The 16,497-nt window shown below is 68.4% G+C and carries 19 protein-coding genes; 11 read left to right on the top strand and 8 right to left on the bottom strand.

Features of this window, described 5'->3' with window-relative positions:
- Positions 1-55: 55 nt before the first annotated feature.
- From BLS56_RS18700 to BLS56_RS18680, 5 genes are all read left to right on the top strand, one after another.
- Positions 56-313: a hypothetical protein gene (locus BLS56_RS18700; protein WP_091452547.1), complete on the top strand. Its 258-nt coding sequence runs from the start codon at positions 56-58 to the stop codon at positions 311-313.
- Positions 310-1,143 (top strand): DddA-like double-stranded DNA deaminase toxin, encoded by an 834-nt coding sequence (locus BLS56_RS18695; RefSeq protein ID WP_091452544.1) that lies wholly within the window; start codon positions 310-312, stop codon positions 1,141-1,143. Before BLS56_RS18700 ends, BLS56_RS18695 begins: the two co-directional genes overlap by 4 nt.
- Entirely contained in the window at positions 1,124-1,543 is a 420-nt protein-coding gene (locus BLS56_RS18690; RefSeq protein WP_175482922.1) for an Imm1 family immunity protein, read from the top strand. The genes BLS56_RS18695 and BLS56_RS18690 overlap by 20 nt, the downstream gene beginning before the upstream one ends.
- 94 nt (positions 1,544-1,637) lie before the next feature.
- Positions 1,638-3,518, top strand: a complete 1,881-nt coding sequence (locus BLS56_RS18685; RefSeq protein ID WP_139190808.1) for a hypothetical protein — start codon at positions 1,638-1,640, stop codon at positions 3,516-3,518.
- 11 nt (positions 3,519-3,529) lie between these two features.
- A complete protein-coding gene (locus BLS56_RS18680) occupies positions 3,530-3,856 on the top strand; it encodes a hypothetical protein (RefSeq protein WP_091452537.1) in 327 nt (108 codons plus the stop codon).
- 233 nt (positions 3,857-4,089) lie between these two features.
- Here the strand turns inward: BLS56_RS18680 and BLS56_RS18675 are convergent, their stop codons facing one another.
- Entirely contained in the window at positions 4,090-5,037 is a 948-nt protein-coding gene (locus tag BLS56_RS18675) for a methionyl-tRNA formyltransferase (protein ID WP_091452534.1), read from the bottom strand.
- 58 nt (positions 5,038-5,095) lie between these two features.
- Between BLS56_RS18675 and BLS56_RS18670 the strand changes: the two genes are divergently transcribed.
- The 6 genes from BLS56_RS18670 to BLS56_RS18645 are packed head-to-tail and all read left to right on the top strand — an operon-like array spanning position 5,096 to position 11,172.
- Positions 5,096-6,115, top strand: coding sequence for a FecCD family ABC transporter permease (locus BLS56_RS18670; protein WP_228771750.1), 1,020 nt, complete (start codon positions 5,096-5,098; stop codon positions 6,113-6,115).
- Positions 6,115-7,137 carry a FecCD family ABC transporter permease gene (locus tag BLS56_RS18665; RefSeq protein ID WP_091452530.1) on the top strand — a complete coding sequence of 341 codons (1,023 nt, stop codon included), beginning with the start codon at positions 6,115-6,117 and terminating at the stop codon, positions 7,135-7,137. Before BLS56_RS18670 ends, BLS56_RS18665 begins: the two co-directional genes overlap by 1 nt.
- Entirely contained in the window at positions 7,138-7,995 is an 858-nt protein-coding gene (locus tag BLS56_RS18660; protein WP_091452527.1) for an ABC transporter ATP-binding protein, read from the top strand. It abuts the gene before it with no gap.
- Complete coding sequence (locus BLS56_RS18655; protein WP_091452525.1) at positions 7,992-9,026, top strand: ABC transporter substrate-binding protein; 1,035 nt, start codon at positions 7,992-7,994, stop codon at positions 9,024-9,026. Before BLS56_RS18660 ends, BLS56_RS18655 begins: the two co-directional genes overlap by 4 nt.
- Positions 9,013-10,572: a (2,3-dihydroxybenzoyl)adenylate synthase gene (locus tag BLS56_RS18650; RefSeq protein WP_091452521.1), complete on the top strand. Its 1,560-nt coding sequence runs from the start codon at positions 9,013-9,015 to the stop codon at positions 10,570-10,572. The genes BLS56_RS18655 and BLS56_RS18650 overlap by 14 nt, the downstream gene beginning before the upstream one ends.
- Positions 10,573-10,584: 12 nt before the next feature.
- Positions 10,585-11,172 (top strand): DinB family protein, encoded by a 588-nt coding sequence (locus tag BLS56_RS18645; RefSeq protein ID WP_091452518.1) that lies wholly within the window; start codon positions 10,585-10,587, stop codon positions 11,170-11,172.
- On the opposite strand, the gene BLS56_RS18640 is transcribed toward BLS56_RS18645, so the two are convergent.
- From BLS56_RS18640 to BLS56_RS31575, 7 genes are all read right to left on the bottom strand, one after another.
- Positions 11,160-12,500 carry a salicylate synthase gene (locus tag BLS56_RS18640; protein WP_228771749.1) on the bottom strand — a complete coding sequence of 447 codons (1,341 nt, stop codon included), beginning with the start codon at positions 12,498-12,500 and terminating at the stop codon, positions 11,160-11,162. The genes BLS56_RS18645 and BLS56_RS18640 overlap by 13 nt on opposite strands.
- 329 nt (positions 12,501-12,829) lie before the next feature.
- A complete protein-coding gene (locus BLS56_RS18635; RefSeq protein ID WP_091453116.1) occupies positions 12,830-13,573 on the bottom strand; it encodes a PP2C family protein-serine/threonine phosphatase in 744 nt (247 codons plus the stop codon).
- Between the two features lie 193 nt (positions 13,574-13,766).
- Positions 13,767-14,195: a hypothetical protein gene (locus tag BLS56_RS18630; RefSeq protein ID WP_091452513.1), complete on the bottom strand. Its 429-nt coding sequence runs from the start codon at positions 14,193-14,195 to the stop codon at positions 13,767-13,769.
- A 2-nt stretch (positions 14,196-14,197) separates the two neighbouring features.
- Complete coding sequence (locus tag BLS56_RS18625; protein WP_175482921.1) at positions 14,198-14,692, bottom strand: NucA/NucB deoxyribonuclease domain-containing protein; 495 nt, start codon at positions 14,690-14,692, stop codon at positions 14,198-14,200.
- Between the two features lie 204 nt (positions 14,693-14,896).
- Positions 14,897-15,709, bottom strand: a complete 813-nt coding sequence (locus BLS56_RS18620; RefSeq protein WP_228771748.1) for an aminoglycoside phosphotransferase — start codon at positions 15,707-15,709, stop codon at positions 14,897-14,899.
- A gap of 92 nt (positions 15,710-15,801) precedes the next feature.
- Positions 15,802-15,942: a hypothetical protein gene (locus BLS56_RS31580; RefSeq protein ID WP_175482919.1), complete on the bottom strand. Its 141-nt coding sequence runs from the start codon at positions 15,940-15,942 to the stop codon at positions 15,802-15,804.
- Positions 15,939-16,497: radical SAM protein (locus tag BLS56_RS31575; RefSeq protein ID WP_175482920.1), on the bottom strand; the 559-nt coding region annotated here is incomplete at its 5' end. The genes BLS56_RS31575 and BLS56_RS31580, both read right to left, overlap by 4 nt.

Raw genomic sequence — 16,497 nt, 5'->3', positions numbered from 1 at the left:
CTAACGACCTGCTGACCACCGGACCCCGGGTTTCCGGAAAAGGGAGGTTTCGGCTGTGCGGAGTATCGGCGAGCAGGCGCAGCAGTTGACCAGCCTGGCCGGTCAGATTCCCACCGCGCGGTTCGCGGCGATAGACACGGCGTTGGGGAAGATAGCCAGGGAGATCCAAGCTATCTTGGGAGAAACCCCGAGCGCAGGTGAGATCGGCAACCTGGTGCAGCGGATCCAGGGTCAGGTCCACGCCGCCACGCAGGGGCTGAGCCAGCTCGAAAAGTCGCTAATCGACCTCTCCGCGCACCACCAACGCGGATGAGCATCGAACACAATACCCTCACGCTCTACCGATACGCCATCGAAGTCGACGAACTGCTGGCGGAGACCGACCGGGCAGGCCGAGACTTCGAGTCAGCCATGACCCGAGCGATAACCATCGCAGGCGATATCCCGCAGTTGCACCACTACACCCAGGCGACCTTGACCACCATCGCCGGAGTTGTCCAACAACTCGCCGCACTTCGCCTCAGCCTCGTCGCCTGCGTGGCATACCACCTCACTGGAAGCCCGTCGCGGTCCTTCGCCACCTTGTTCCAAGACTTCACCAAGGCCAAAGCCCTCCCAGTCCCTCATCCACAAGCCCGCGACGGAGCGCACTACCCACCCCAAACCCACTGGCGCGCCCGCCTCATGCCCGACCGACACAAGAAAGACGGAACACGCGGCAAAACCGTCGGCTGGATACACGGCGACAACTGGCCCACCCCCACTTCCACTGAAGAAATTCCAGTCATCTCCGGCAGGCACGATCAATGGTTCCACGTAGCCGAAGAAGGCCTCCTGAGAAACGGCCACGAAATAGAAAACAGCCGCTTCCTGGCTTCTCATGTGGAGATCAAAGTCGCGACCATGATGATCCACACTGGAAGACGCCACGTTGAAATCTCCATCAATCACGCCCCATGTGCCGACAAGAAGCGACGCTATGGCCTCCCCTACCCGGGGTGTGACACCACCCTCCCGCGCTACCTCCCTGCTGGGGCTACCCTGACTGTGCATGGCACCACCGAAGACGGGAAGCCCTACACCCGGACCTACACCGGTAATCCTCAAAGGAAAGCACCCATCGATGACCACCCCCAACGGTGACCTGGACCCCACTGAGCCGATCTTCTACATCGAAGATTTCCAGAAAGACCTCACTCCTTTGATCACGCTCATGGAGCGATCTATCGCGAAGCAGGTCGCCGGTGACGACGATGACGGCGTGCTGTGGTGGCTTGAGCATCCTCCCCTTGATCGAAAAATGGTTTTTGGGGTGCGCCGGAAGTGGGGGATCGCGATCTGGGTTGAGCACAACAGGATGTTCTTTCCTTCGGGAGGGGCGAACCCGGAAGATGTGGACTACTTCACCGGCGACGGGGATCATTATCCGCAGGGCCCGCACACCGAAGTCCCAGCCACCACAGCGATTCAAGCGGTCTCCGAGTTCACCACCACTGGCACCCGCCCTATCTGTGTGGAATGGGTCGAATACAAGCCTAGGTGACCGCGTAGGCACTGGCTCCTTGCCGCTGCCAACAGCCGTGGCTCGGCGTGGCACGATCATTGACCAAGGTCAGGGCAGCCGATAGCTTCGGAACATGCCGAGACGGCCCACCCGGGGCGCACCCGGGTTCGTGTTCGTGTTGGGCTATGTGCTGCTCCTGGGCCATGACGAGGTCGCCCACGAACTGCTGCTCGCCGGGGAAGATCCGCTGAGCAGGTATCTGCTCACCGGGCTCACTCCACCGACCTATCTGCTGGACCCCGAGGTGCGGATCAGTGCGACGGTGCTGCTGCTTCTGGCCTGTGGCTTGGCATTGTGGTGGGCAGGGCCCCGCATTCGCGCCGCCACCGGGTTTTCCCGGTTCGCGCTGGTGACTGTGCTGGTCACCAGCGCGAGCCTGGTGAGCAGAATCGGGTGGCTGCTGTACGAGACCAGCGACAAACCGCGCCTGATCTGGTTCGCCGGCCAGGACCACCTGGCCGAGGCACTGCGATTCGGCGTGCTCTTCGGCGCGATCGTCGCGGCTTACCTGACCCTGCGGGGCAATCGGAGTCGTGGCCCGCGCCCGGTTCCCGTCCAGACCACAAGAAGGGGGGCGGGCCCGGTCATGGACGTCGCGAACTGGCCCAACCCGGCCGAGGACACCGAGGCGACCCGCCTGCTCAGCGGCGCGGCCTACCTGGAGGGCGCGTACGCCGAGCAGGTCGTGCGAACCCTGCTGTCGGAACGCATCCGGGCCGTGGCACCGTCCCCCGGCGTCGACCTGCGCCTGGTGGTGCTGCACTGTCTGACGGCACTGCGATTACGCACCATGCTGCGGCTGCGCCTCACTGGCGCTTTGGTGGCGGGCGTGCTGCTGATGTTCGCCACCGTCTGGATGGTCCTGCCGACCGCCGCCGCTGCCGCCGCTTTGCTGCTGCACCACCGCCACAGCCTACGGGTGCGCACCGTGGATCGCCTGCGCCGCGACCGTTTCGTCCTCGACCATGGCAATCCCGACTCCCCACCCGCGTGGGCCGTCGACCGCCTCCGCACCATCGACCAGGCGGAACAAGGCAACGTCACCATCTTCAGCGGCTTCCGCCCCCACGTCGGCTACGGCGCCGCCGAACCCGGCTGGTCGTTCGCCCTGCCCGTCCTCCCCAAGAAGGACCCGGTGACCGGCGCGGAATCGGCCGCTCCCAAGCCGTTCACCGAGGAAGCCCTCACCGCCCACGTGCGCAGGCGTCTGGCGGAAACCACTGATCCTGACGGCGTAGGCGCCCCACTCCCCGCCCTGCACCTGGAAAACCGGTGCTTCGCCGACGGCAGCGCCGTGCGCGGCCTCCTGGTGTCGGACCGCACCGAACCTCCCGCCTTCACCCTCCCCGACACGACGCCCCCCACCGACGCGGCCCGCCGGTACCTCTGCGCGCACATCCCGTCGTGGGGCGGTCAAGTCGTCGCCAGCACCTTCCTCAGATTCACCACCGACGGCCACATGCTCTACGCCGAATGCGACCGCACCGTGGCCAAACCCATCAACGCCCGGCTCGACGAACGCGACTTCGACATAGCCAAGGAACTAGGACCCGCCCTGCGGCAAGCGATCCCGGCCCTGCTCATGGCGCCCCTGTACCTGGTCGCGGACCTGCTGACCCCCACCCTCTACGCCCGAGCCCGAGACCGCGAACGCGCCCTCGCCGCCAAGGGCCCGGCCTTCGACTACGGCACCCCGTTCTCCATCCGCGAAGCCGCCACCGCCCCCACCTTCACCACCCAGTTCCAGCACGACGACGCCGCCAAACACCTCAAACTGGTGGAACGCCACACCCTGGAGGCCGTCATCGAGTTCCTCGAACTCCACGACGTCGACACCACCGAACTACGCAGCCGCCAGACCACCATCCTCAACGAAGGCGTCATCCAAACCGGCGGAACCAGTAATGTCGGCGCCCTGGCCGTGGGCCAACAGGCACAGGCGACCACTTCGTGACAGGAGGACCGATGGAGGTCAACAAGGGCTTCCAGGTGTTCGGCGGCACCGTCAACCTGGGCCAAGCCGCCATCGGCGACAACGCGTCGGTCCACATAGGACAACCGGACCCAACGGCGGCGCTCAACACCCTCCGCCACCTCCTGGCAACCCACGAGGTCTCACCGGGCGCAACGGAACTGACCGACGAAGTAGCCACCGAACTGGAACAACCAACCCCCGACAAGGGCAAACTCCAGCGCCTCCTGGACGCCCTCACCAAGTTGGTCGCCCCAGTAGAACCCGTGGCCACCGCAGTCAGCGACCTTTCCACCGCCGTCGCCGCCATCACTTCCTGACCACAGGCAAGCACGCGCACCGACCAGACCACACCAAGGCTCGCCCAGTGCTCGATGGGGTGGAGTGGTTTCTTCGGGGGTGAAGGAAGATCCCTAAACTCGCCGTGGTCGTGGGGCCGAAGGCTCCCCACCCGTCTTTCCCACGACGGGATCTTCCTTCGTAGGGGCCCCAAAGAAACCACTCCACCCCATCGAGCAAACCCCAGAAACCAACCACCCCACCAAGCCCCGAATCAGGGCTGGGCAGTCAGATACCCGCCCATATGGGTGAAGTACTCCCCAGCGGACAGCTCAACCCCGTCATCCGTCCGCACCTTCAACACCAGCAGAGCATGGTTCCGCCCCCGCCGAGCGTCCGCCCCGGCCACGATCGCCACCCCGTCTCCTTCCCGGTAGAAGATCCGCCCAGGCGTCCCCCCATACCGAGCAGCGGACACCTGCGCCTCGACGATCTCCAACCGCCGTCCCCGATGGAACGTGAACGCGCTCGGATACGGCGCGCACTGGGCCCGCACCAACCGATCCAGCTCTTCAGCCGACCAGGTCCAGTCGATCCGCAGGTCTTCCTCGGCCCGCTTGTGAAAGAAGCTCGCCTTGGACCGGTCCTGCTTCACGAAGTCCGTGCGCCCAGAAGCGATCTCGGCGAGACCGTCGACGGTGATCGGCCCGAACAGCTCCAGCGTCTTGGCGAACAGGTCGGCCGTGGTGTCGCGGGGTCCCACCGGGACGGCGCGCTGCAACACGATGTCGCCCGCGTCCAGTGTCTCGTCCATCATGTGGGCGGTCACGCCGACTTCCTTCTCGCCGTTGATCAGCGCCCAGATCAGCGGTGAGAAACCCGCGTAGGCGGGCAGCAGGGAGTCGTGCACGTTCAGGGTGCCGTGTCGGGGCAGGGTGAAGATGCGTGGCGGGATCCACGTGCGCCAGTTGGTCGCGACGATGACGTCCGGGGACAGCTCCTTGAGGACGGTCACCAACTCCTCGTCGTCCGGGCGCTCGCGGATGATCACCGGCACGCCGTGCGCGGTGGCGAGGTCGGCGACGGAGTCGCTCCACACCTTCTCGTACGCGCCCTCGCCCGGGGGGTGGGTGACGACGGTGATCACCTCGTGCTCGGAGTCCAACAGCGCCTGCAGGGTGCGGTGCCCCCAGGTCTGAAAGCCGAACATGACGACCCGCATGAACCCTCCTGGGAAACTTATAAACTAAGGCTTGCCTTTCTTAGGCTATCCTCACCCCGTGCTCGCCCAGACCCGGCCCGTACAGGCCCGCCGACGCCTACCGTGGCTGATCGCCGCCATGGGGGTGCTTGTGCTGGTCACGCTGTTGTCGATCATGGTCGGCAGCAAGCACATCCCGCTGCTGGAAGTGCTGCGCCTGCTCGGCAGCGCGGAGTCCGGGGAGGACGCCGCGATCGTCAACGGGATGCGACTGTCCCGCACGCTGTTCGGGCTCGCGGTCGGCGTGTCGCTGGGACTCGCGGGCGCGCTGATGCAGGGGCTGACCCGCAACCCGCTCGCCGACCCCGGCCTGCTCGGCGTCGGCGCGGGCGCCGCCCTCGGGGTCGTGTTGACCACCAGCGTGTTCGGGGTGACGGCGCTGTTCGGCTACATCTGGTTCGCCTTCGCTGGCGCGATGGCCGCGACGGTCGTCGTCTACGTGCTGGGCAGTCTCGGGCGGGGCGGGGCGAATCCGGCGAAACTCGCGCTGGCGGGAGCCGCGGTGTCCGCGCTGTTGCAGTCGGTGATCAGCATGATCCTGCTGCTCGACTCCGCGACGCTGGACGACTACCGGTTCTGGGCGGTCGGGTCGCTCAACGTGCCGGATTCCTCGACTTTGCTTCAAGTCCTGCCGTTCCTGGTGCTGGGCGTGGTCCTGGCCGCGGTCTCCGCGCCGGGGCTGAACATCCTGGCGCTCGGCGACGATGTGGCGCGCGCGCTCGGGCAGAACGTGCTGGCGATGCGGCTGCTGGGCGCGGTGGCGATCACGCTGCTCGCGGGCGGGGCCACCGCGGTGTGCGGGCCGATCGCGTTCCTCGGCCTGGTGGTGCCGCACATCGCCCGGATGCTCACCGGACCCGACCAGCGCTGGGTGCTGGCCTATTCGGCGGTGCTCGCGCCGACCCTGCTGCTTGCCGCCGACGTGCTCGGCCGGGTGATCGCCGACCGGTCCGAAGTGCACGTCGGGATCGTCGTGGCCTTCCTGGGCGCGCCGTTCTTCATCGCCCTGGTCCGCCGACGGAAACTGCCGGAGTTGTGATGGCCGTGCTCACCTACCGGATCGGCGCGCGCGGACCGTCCGGGGAAATCCGGCCGCGGGTGCTGGCCGTGTGCGTCGCGCTGGCCGTGGTCGCGTTCGCGGCGTTCTGCGTGGAACTGACCGTCGGGGACTATCCGATCGACGTGGTCGACGCCGCGCGGGCCCTGTTCTGGTACGGGGACCCGACCGCGGTGGAGATCGTGTACGACCTGCGGCTGCCGCGCGCGCTGGTCGGGCTGTTCGCCGGGCTCGCGTTCGGCATGGCTGGCGCGCTGTTCCAGACCATGGCGCGCAACCCGCTGGCCAGCCCGGAGATCATCGGCGTCACCGAGGGCGCGAACACCGCCGCGGTCGCCGGGATCGTGCTCGGTTTCGGGGGGACGCTGAGCGCGTCGTCGCTGGCGCTGTTCGGCGGCCTGGTCAGCGCGGTCGCGGTCTACCTGCTGGCGTGGCGGCAGGGCACGACCGGCTACCGGATCGTGCTCGTCGGCATCGGTGTCGCCGCCCTGTTCACCAGCACCACCAACTATCTGCTGCAGCGCGCCGACCTGTTCCAGGCGCAGCGCGCGGTGGTCTGGCTGACCGGCAGCCTGAACCTGCGCGAGTGGCGGCACGTGGCCCCGGTGGCGGTCGCGGTGCTGGTGCTGGTCCCGTTGGCGCTGCTCATGTCCCGGTGGCTCTCGGCGCTGACGCTGGGCGACGACACCGCGCGCGGACTGGGCGTGCCGGTGCAGAAAGCGCGGCTGGGGCTGATGCTCAGCGGCGTCGGGCTGGTCGCGTTCGCGACCGCCGCCGCGGGACCTGTGGCGTTCGTGTCCCTGGTGGCGCCGCAGATCGCGCTGCGGCTGGCCCGGCGGCCGACGCCGCCGCTGCTGACCTCCGCGTTGACGGGCGCGGTGATCGTGCTCGTCGGCGACCTGATGGCCCGCCCGTTCGGCCTGCCGGTCGGCATCGTGACCGGCGCGGTCGGCGCGCCGTACCTGCTGTGGCTGCTTGCCCGAGCCAACCGAGTTGGAGCCTGAATGACGTCCGGACTGCGCGCAGAGAACCTGCGGCTGGCTTACGAGAAGCGCATTGTGATCGACGGGGTGGACCTAACCATCCCGTCCGGCAAGGTCACCGTGATCGTCGGCGCGAACGCGTGCGGCAAGTCGACCCTGCTGCGCGGCATGTCCCGGCTGCTCACCCCGGACGAGGGCGCGGTTTACCTTGACGGGCAGTCGATCCACCGGATGCGCACCCGGGATCTGGCGCGTCAGTTGGGAATCCTGCCGCAGTCGCCGGTCGCCCCCGAGGGCATGACCGTGCGGGAGCTGGTTGGGCGCGGGCGCAGTCCACACCAGACCTGGTGGCGGCAGTGGTCCCCGGACGACGGCGACGCGGTCGGCCAGGCGCTGGCGTCGACGTCGATGACCGACCTCGCCGACCGTCCGGTGGACGAGCTGTCCGGCGGGCAGCGGCAGCGCGCGTGGATCGCGATGGCGCTGGCCCAGGACACGCCGTTCCTGCTGCTGGACGAGCCGACGACCTATTTGGACCTGGCGCACCAGATCGACGTCCTCGACCTGATCGCCGACCTCAATCTCGCCGCGGCCCGAACCGTGGTGATGGTGTTGCACGACCTCAACCAGGCCAGCCGCTACGCCGACCACGTGGTGGCGATGAAGTCCGGCCGGGTGGTCGCCGAGGGCGACCCGGCCGATGTGGTCACCGCCGAACTCGTCCACGACGTGTTCGGTCTGCGCTGCGAGGTGATCACAGACCCGCTCAGCGGCACCCCGCTGGTCGTTCCGTTCGGGCGCCACAAGTGCCCGCCGACCGTTCCCGCTGACTCGGAAACCACCACGCATCTCCCCGAGAAACAGAGAGCAGACCGATGAACACCTTCCCCACCAGGCAAACCCGCCGCCGAAAGTTCCTGGCCGTCGCGACGGGGGTGGCGCTGGCAAGCGTGCTCGTCGCGTGCGGCGACGCGGCCCCCGGCTCGTCGAACGGCGGTTCGAGCACGGCAGCGGCGCCGTCGGGCCCGTGGGAGTTCACCGATGACCGCGGCAAGAAGGTCTCGCTGCCGCAGCGGCCGACCAAGATCGTCATGCAGGTCAACGCCGCCGCGACCCTGGTGGACTTCGGGATCAAGCCGATCGGCGTGTTCGGCCCGCAGAAGACCACGGACGGCAAGCCCTCCCCGCAGGCCGGTGACCTCGACCCGAACACCGAGTCCGTCGGCAGCGAGTTCGGCGAGTTCAACCTGGAGAAGTACACCGCGCTCAAGCCGGAGCTGCTGATCACGATCATGTACGGCGAGGCGCTCTGGTACATCCCGGAGGAGTCGGCCGCCACGATCGAGGAGAAGGCGCCGATGGTCGCCATCCAGCTCGGCGGCGTGTCAGCGGCCGAGGGCATCGCGAAGTTCGCGAAGCTCGCCGAATCCCTTGGCGCAGACCTGAACTCGGCCGACCTGGCCAAGGCGAAGCAGGAGTTCGAGACCGCTGGCGCGGCGCTCAAGGCCGCTGCCGCGGCGAAGCCGGGCCTCAAGACCATGGTGGTGCAGGGTTCCAAGGACGCGCTGCTGGTGGCGAAGCCGGACTTCTTCAGCGACCTGAACTACTTCGGCAAGCAGGGCCTGGACATGGTCGCCCCGACCGGCGGCGAAGCCCCGAGCTGGGAAGAGCTGAGCTGGGAGCAGGCTTCGCGCTACCCGGCCGACCTGATCCTCAACGACTCGCGCGACTTCACCCTGCCGCAGGCCGAGATGGCCAAGATCCCGACCTGGGCGGAGCTGCCCGCGGTCAAGGCCGGTCAGCTTGGCCTGTGGCACCCGGAGACGCCGATGTCGTACCAGAAGCTCACGCCGGTCATCCGGGAGCTGGCCAGCGTGGTCGAGAAGGCGCGCACGGATGTCGTTTCCTGACGACTTCGCCACGAAGTACCGCGAACGCGGCTACTGGACGGGAACGCTCCTCGGCGACACGCCGGGGGGCGGCCCCGACCGGACCGCCCTGGTCCAGGGGACCACGCGGCTGACCTACGCCGAACTGCGCGCGCGGGCCGACCGGATGGCCGCCGGTCTGCGCGCTTTCGGCGTCGCCCCGGGCGACAACGTGGTGGTGCACCTGCCGAACACGGTGGAGTTCGTGGTGCTGTCGTTCGCGTTGTTCCGCCTCGGCGCGCGTCCGGTGTACGCGCTGCCTGCGCACCGGCGCAGCGAGATCACGTACCTGTGCGCGCACAGCGAGGCCGTGGCGTACGTCATCCCGGACACGCACGCCGGGTTCGATTACCGCGACCTGGCAGCGGAAGTGCTGGCCGAGGTCCCCGGGATGCGGGTGCTCGTCGCGGGCGCCCCTGGCCCATTCACGGCGCTGTCTGATGTGGACAGTGAGCCGGTTCCGCTGCCTGCGCCCGATCCGTCGTCGGTGGCGCTGTTCCTGCTGTCCGGCGGCACGACCGGCCTGCCGAAGCTGATCCCGCGCACGCACGACGACTACGCCTACAACCTGCGCGCCAGCGCCGAAGTCACCGGACTCGACCAGGACACCGTGTACCTGGCGGCGCTCCCGATCGCGCACAACTTCGCCCTGGCCTGCCCCGGCATCCTGGGCACGCTGCACGCGGGCGGCACCGTGGTGCTGGCGCCGAGCCCGAGCCCGCCGGACGCTTTCCCGCTGATCGAACGGGAACGGGTGACCGTGACCGCGCTGGTGCCGTCGCTGACGCTGCTGTGGCTGGAGGCGGCGAAATGGGCGGGCCGCGACCTGTCGAGCCTGCGGCTGCTGCAAGTCGGCGGCGCGAAGCTGAAAGAGGAGACGGCGCTGCGCGTCCGCCCGACCCTGGGCTGCGACCTGCAACAGGTGTTCGGCATGGCCGAGGGCCTGCTGTGCTACACCCGGCTGGACGACCCGGACGAGCTGGTCCTCACCACCCAGGGCCGTCCACTGTGTCCAGACGACGAGATCCGGATCGTGGACGAGGACGGCGCGGACGTGGCGCCCGGCGAACTCGGCCAGCTGCTGACGCGCGGCCCGTACACGCTGCGCGGCTACTTCCGGGCCGACGAGCACAACGCCAAGGCCTTCACCCCGGACGGCTTCTACCTCACCGGCGATCTGGTGCGGCGGCTGCCTTCCGGGCACCTGGTGGTCGACGGCCGGGTCAAGGACACCATCAACCGGGGCGGCGAGAAGGTGTCGGCAGAGGAGGTCGAAAGCCACCTGCTGGCCCACCCCGCGGTGCACGACGCCGCCGTGGTCGCCGTGCCGGACGCGCTGCTGGGCGAGCGGACCTGCGCCTGCGTCCTGCCGAACGGCGAACCGCCCACCCTGGCCGAGCTGACCGCGTTCCTGCGCTCACGCGGCCTGGCGGACTTCAAGCTGCCCGACCGCCTCGAAGTGCTGAACGAGTTCCCCTACACGGCGGTAGGCAAGGTGAGCAAGAAGGCGCTGGCCGCCCGCCTCTGACAGGCTGGCGGCATGAACGATCCGAAATCCAGTCTCCACCGGTATCTGCGGCAGGGCAGCGACGCCGTGCTCTGGAAGCTCGACGGGCTTTCGGAGTACGACGTCCGCCGCCCGCTCACCCCCACCGGCACCAACCTGCTGGGTCTGGTGAAGCACCTGGCGGGCTGCGAGGTGGGCTACTTCGGCGACACCTTCGGGCGGCCGTTCCCGGAGCCGCTGCCCTGGCTCGCCGACGACGCCGAGCCCAACATCGACATGTGGGCAGCCGCGGACGAGTCACGCGACTACATCATCGAGCTGTACCAACGGGTCCAGGCCCACTCGGACACCACGATCACCACTCTGCCGCTCGACGCGCTCGGTCGCGTGCCGCACTGGCCGGAGGACGGCGCCGCGGCGACGCTGCACCACATCCTCGTGCACATGATCGCCGAAACCCAACGGCACGCGGGCCACGCCGACATCGTGCGGGAGCAGATCGACGGCGCGGCCGGACAGCGGCCGGACAGCGACAACCTCGCGCCCGGCGACCAAGCTTGGTGGGCGGCTTATCGCGACCGCCTGGAGGCGGTGGCCAGGGAAGCCGCTCAGCCCCGGTAGGCGAGTGCGCGCGCGGCGCGGACCACGTGCGGGGCGACGCTGCCGAGCTTCTCGCAGGTCTCCTCGTACTCGCGCTCGGGAGTGGAGTCCGCGACGATGCCCGCGCCCGCGCGCAGCCACGTGCGGCCGTCCTTGCGGTAGATGGCGCGCAGCACCAGCGCGGCGTCCAGGGAGCCGTCCTGGGCGACCATGATGACCGCGCCTGCGTAGAGGTCGCGTGGGCGGTCCTCCAGGGCGGCGATGCGGTCGTAGGCGGGAAGTTTGGGGATGCCGGAGGCGGTCACGGCGGGGAACAGGGCGGCCAGCGCGTCGAAGGCGTTGCGGCCGCCGGAAAGCGTGCCGTTGACCCGGGAGCCGAGGTGCTGGACGCTGCCGCGCTCCTTGACGGCCATGAACTCCTTGACCGTCACCGACCCCGGCTCGCACAGCGCCTCAAGCTCTTCGTAGGCCAGCTTGACCGACGCGGCGTGCTCGAAGACCTCCTTGGGGTCCGACACCAGGTCCAGCCGACGGTCCACATCGGACTCGCTGCCGTCGACGTAGGCGCGGGTGCCCGCCAGCGGCTGGGTGGAGACCTCGCCGTCCGCGCTGACCTCGGTGACGGTCTCCGGGCTGAACCCGGCCGCCTGCCAGCCGCCGAGGTCGAGCAGGAAGGACCGGGCCGGGGTGTTGCGGCGTCTGCCGAGAACGTAAGTGGAGACGAGGTCGACCTCGAACGGCACGTCGACCGCGCGGGAGAGGATCACCTTCTGCAGCTTGCCGTTGCCGATGTCGGAGACCGCTTTGGCAACGCTGGCCTGGTAAGCGACCCGGCTGCTGTCGTCGAGGACGTCGACCGGCGTCGCTTCCCTTGCGGACACGTCGAACGGGGTGCGCAGCAGGTCGCGGACCTCGGCGAGCCGGTGCTCGTCGACGCTGCGGACGATCACCTCGTCCGCACCGAGCCGGATCTCGGTGCGCGGAATGGCCATGTGCAGCAACGGCTGCTCGCCGCCGACCAGGTCCGGCCGCCCCGCCAGCGCGTACGCCAACTCGAATCCGGCCCACCCGAACGCGTGCCACCCCTGCACGCCCGCCTCCGCGAGGGCGTCGCGCACCTGCCGCAACGGCGTGTCGGTCCACGGCTCGGCGACGGTCCCGCTGTCGGTGACGGTCTCGATGGCGTCCCGGTTCAGGATCACCTCGACCAGCCGGTCCCCGGCGAACCACCACTCGCCTGCCCGCTCGTAGACGACGTGCCCGTCGAACACGTCCGCCCCCGCCAGGCGCCCCGCCAACGCCAACGGCTCGAACCGACCAGGGACTCTCAGTTCGTGATACCGGTGCACGCGCTCTCCCACTCAGTTTAGGTAAGGCTCGCCTAATCTAGCGGTATCGGCCCGTGACCGGAAGCCCGGCTTTATTCCGGCTGTGGAGACCCGCGTCAATCCGCCATCCGAAGTCGATCTATGCACAGCGCTGTCCCCAGCCTGGGGAGAACTCGATCTACTCGCGAGTCGGTGAAACGAAGCGCCGACCGCGGCGATGCAGAGGGTGAACGGCCCCGGCGGACCCCCAGCTCCGGGGCCGTTCCCTTGCCGCCCAACGCATAGCGCGGCGCCCTGACCTCGCTCGACGTGGCCCGACCAGCGTTAGGCCAATCAGACCAAGCGCGGTGCTACGGCGCGGTGTCCTGCCGCACATGGTCGACGATGACAACGGTCACGTTGTCCCGCCCGCCCGCGTCGACAGCGGCCCGGACCAACTGGTCGGCGGCGGCCTGCGGGTCCGCCACCGCCGCGAGGACCGCCGCGATGGCCGCCGAGTCGAGCTCCCCGGTCAACCCGTCCGAGCACAGCAGGAACCGGTCCCCCGCCGCGGGCGGGAACACCAGCAGGTCCGGCTCCGGAGCCACCCCGGCCCCCAGCGCCCGCGTGACCACGTTGCGCCGCACGTCGTCGGCGGCCTCGGCCTCGCTCAGCTCCCCGGACGCGACGAGCTCGGCCACCTCGGAGTGGTCGACGGTGAGCTGCGCCAACTCCCCGCCCGCGAACCGGTAGACCCGCGAGTCGCCCACGTTGAACACGACCCAGTGCGCGGAGCCAGCGAAGTCGGCCAGGCACAGCCCGGTGAGCGTCGTCCCCATCCCCGCCTGCGCCGGATTGCGCGCGGCGGCGTCGAGGATGTCCCGGTTGAGCCCCATGACGTGCCGCCGCACGTCGTCCGGCCGCACCGGCCCCTCGGTCCCCAGCGAAGCCAGCCCCGCCACCGCGAGCCCACTGGCCACATCTCCCGCCGCGTGCCCGCCCATCCCATCGGCCACGGCGAAGACCGTCCCGGTCACCAGGTAGTTGTCCTCGTTGACCGACCGCACCAGCCCCACATCGGTAGCCGCCCCCACCCGAACGACCGGCTCCCCCATCACCACGCGCCCGTCCCCTCCACCACCCGAGCCGCACCGCGGCGATCAACCACCATCGTCACACGCTTACCCGATCTTGCCCACCCACAACCCGGAGTCAACCGTGTCACCGCGTGGTCCGCGCTCGTCGCCTGGCTGGCCAGCCCCGGCATACCCGACCACCTCACACCGCACTCGGCGACGTCCTCTCGGGTCAGATGTCCATCCAAGCGCCGTCCGGCATGTCCGGATCGGCGTACTCGGGGAAATAGACCGTGATGTGACGGATGTTCTCCCGCTCACGGTCGTTGACCGTGAGCACGGTCTTCCACTCGGCGGCGGTACCCGACAAGGCGAGCACGGGCAGAGTCGTCGTCCCCGGTGCCGCGATGGTCAGCGCACCCAAGCGCAACGTGCCATCGAACAGCACGATCTCACCGTGCCCAGGGTTCCCGTCGCGGACATCGACAGTGACGAAGTCCGAACGGTCCGTCAACCCGACATACACCATCGACGACGACACAGCGAATCCTTGCGCGATATCGTCGTCTGTCCACTCCGGCCACGTATCCGGGTCAGTCGCGTAATCACCGATCGCGACCTGAGAATGAGCCGGAAAGATCGGCAGACGTGCTATCAACATCGCTACCCCTTGTAGGCTTCCTGCGGGATCTTGTCACCGTTGATGACCACAACAAGGAACTCGTCACCGGTCTTCATGTTGTTCTTCTGATAAGTGCTGTTGACGACACCGCCCTGGATGAACTGCTCACCACCGGGCACGGCCTGGGTGCTCGCACCCGCCCCACCTTCCAATGAAGACGCGAGCGGATACTCGTCGCAACTCGCCGGTTTCATCTCCTGCTTGCGCGGGCCGGTGCAGGCCAGACTGCGGTTGGTGCCACCTGTGCCCTTCTCGGCACGGTGCAGCAAGGCGAGCTGCCCGGCCTGCCACGCCATCGTGACATGCCTCGCGATGTAGGGCATTCTCCCGGCGTCGAACACCATCACCGGTAGATCCTCGCACCGCTTGTCCTTGGTGAGCTGCTCGGGTGTGCATTCCTTCACCCGGTCCCGGAAGCCGGGAGGAACCAGCACCCCGCCGGCTTCCGATTCGCCGATGCCGATCAAATCGACCACCTGTTCCCCGACGTCGGTTTGAGTATGGCGACGAGGATTCCACCGATAATCAGGATGGGCAGTAATCCGCTTTTGGTTTTCGTGCTCACGTATCCCCCTCTGTGACATGCGAGAACCGGCCGACCACCTGCGCGAGCGTGGCAGGACACGCCGACAGAACGGCCAACGTTTTATGGGGCGACCGGAAAAATGAACCTGTTCGGCCTAGCGGGGTGCCGAAACCCGGCGAGCGTGCGCCCACCGCCGAGCGGCCGAGGACATGCGTCGCGCCCAGTCCTGGGAGCTATAGTGCGCGATCTCGCCCCATAGTCGGAGGTTGATCAGGGCGAACAAGTCGAGCGCCTCGGGGGTCGCGGTCGCCCACGCGCGTGTTCGAGCGACGTGCGCCTCGGCCTCGTCCGGGCAGTGGCCGGACACGATAAACCAGATCAGCAGACAGGCCGGGTCGATCCACGATGCGCCGCGGGTGGGCCACGCCCAATCGACGATGCGCGCGGCGCCGCCATCGGTGACGAGCAGGTTCAACGGGTTGTACTCGGTGTGCAGCAGGGCCGACCCGGTGAGCGGGGCGGGGTCGTCGCCGTCGAGGTAGGGCCGCCAACGGTTCTCGTTCTTGATCGGAAGATCGGGACACGGCAGCGCGCCGACGGCGTCGACGGCCGCGAGCACCGCGGGCAGGTCGGGCGAGCCGGGCGCGTAGTCGGGGTGACGCCCCTCGACGTGCTCGAACCCCAGGACGTTCCACCCTGCGGTGTTCTCGATGTGCCACAGCAGGGCGGGCGACACCGCCCGCACGTAGGGGTTGATCAGGGCTTCCCGTTCCTGGCTGATGACTCCGGGGTGATCGTTGCGGATGCCCTTGACGAACACGGTCCCGGCCGCGGTCCGCAGAACCATCGCGAGCGGCGAGTTCATCCCCTTCGCGACGGTGCGCGCGTCGAGAATCTCCCCGGTACGCGCGGTGATGTCCTCGCGTAGAGCCTCGGGGAGATTGGGCCATGTGATGCGTTGGCGCATGAGTCCTCTCGGATGCGATACCCGCCTCTGGCGGGCAGATTAACGGGTGGGCCGCGTGGTCGAGCGCGCCCGCGCCCGACCACCCGGAGATGTCACGAATACGGGGCGTCGTCCCCCGCCGAGCAAGAGCAGCGGTCGAAAGCGCCGAGCGTCTCGACGTCGTCGACCAGCTCGACCTCGTCGTCGCCGAGCGGCCGTTGCGTCAGCTCGATCACCACCGGAGTCACGGTCATGGATTCACCTCCCCTCCGTGCTGGCAGTAACGGGTCAGGGGGGCTTGGGCCTCTTGATAGAGCTTGGCCAGCGGGCGACAGGTGAAGCACGATCCAGCCAGCGCGCACCCGGAGCAGCCGCCGGTACGGCCCATCAACACGTCCGCGATCTCGCCGAGCCTGCCCAGGCCGCCGATCCCCTCGTCGAGCAACGACACGGCGGGGTCGCGGCCGATCTTGCACATGCTCGCCTGACCGTGCGGGTTGACGTGAAAGTGCGTGTGCCCCGCGCCGCACCCGGTGAACGGCTTCCGGCCGCGCTCGAAAGCAACCGCTTGTGAGGGCAGGGTTTCGCCGCCGCCGTAGATCGTGGGCGAGATGTTCGTGTACACGGTGTACGGAACGCCGAGGTTCTCGGCGAACGCGCGCATGGCGTCGAGTTCGTGCTCGTTGTGACTCGTGATCACCAGATTGAGGTTCACCGGCAGCCCGACCTCGACGGCCGCGGCGAGCCCGAGAGTGAACGACTTGAACGAACCGCGCCGCCGAGTCAGCGAGTCGTACGACTCCGCGGTC

The organism is Actinokineospora iranica, assembly GCF_900101685.1.
GTDB classification, from domain to species: domain Bacteria; phylum Actinomycetota; class Actinomycetes; order Mycobacteriales; family Pseudonocardiaceae; genus Actinokineospora; species Actinokineospora iranica.
The sequence above is the reverse complement of the archived record's forward strand: the minus strand, read 5'-3'. Positions and strand labels throughout refer to the sequence as shown.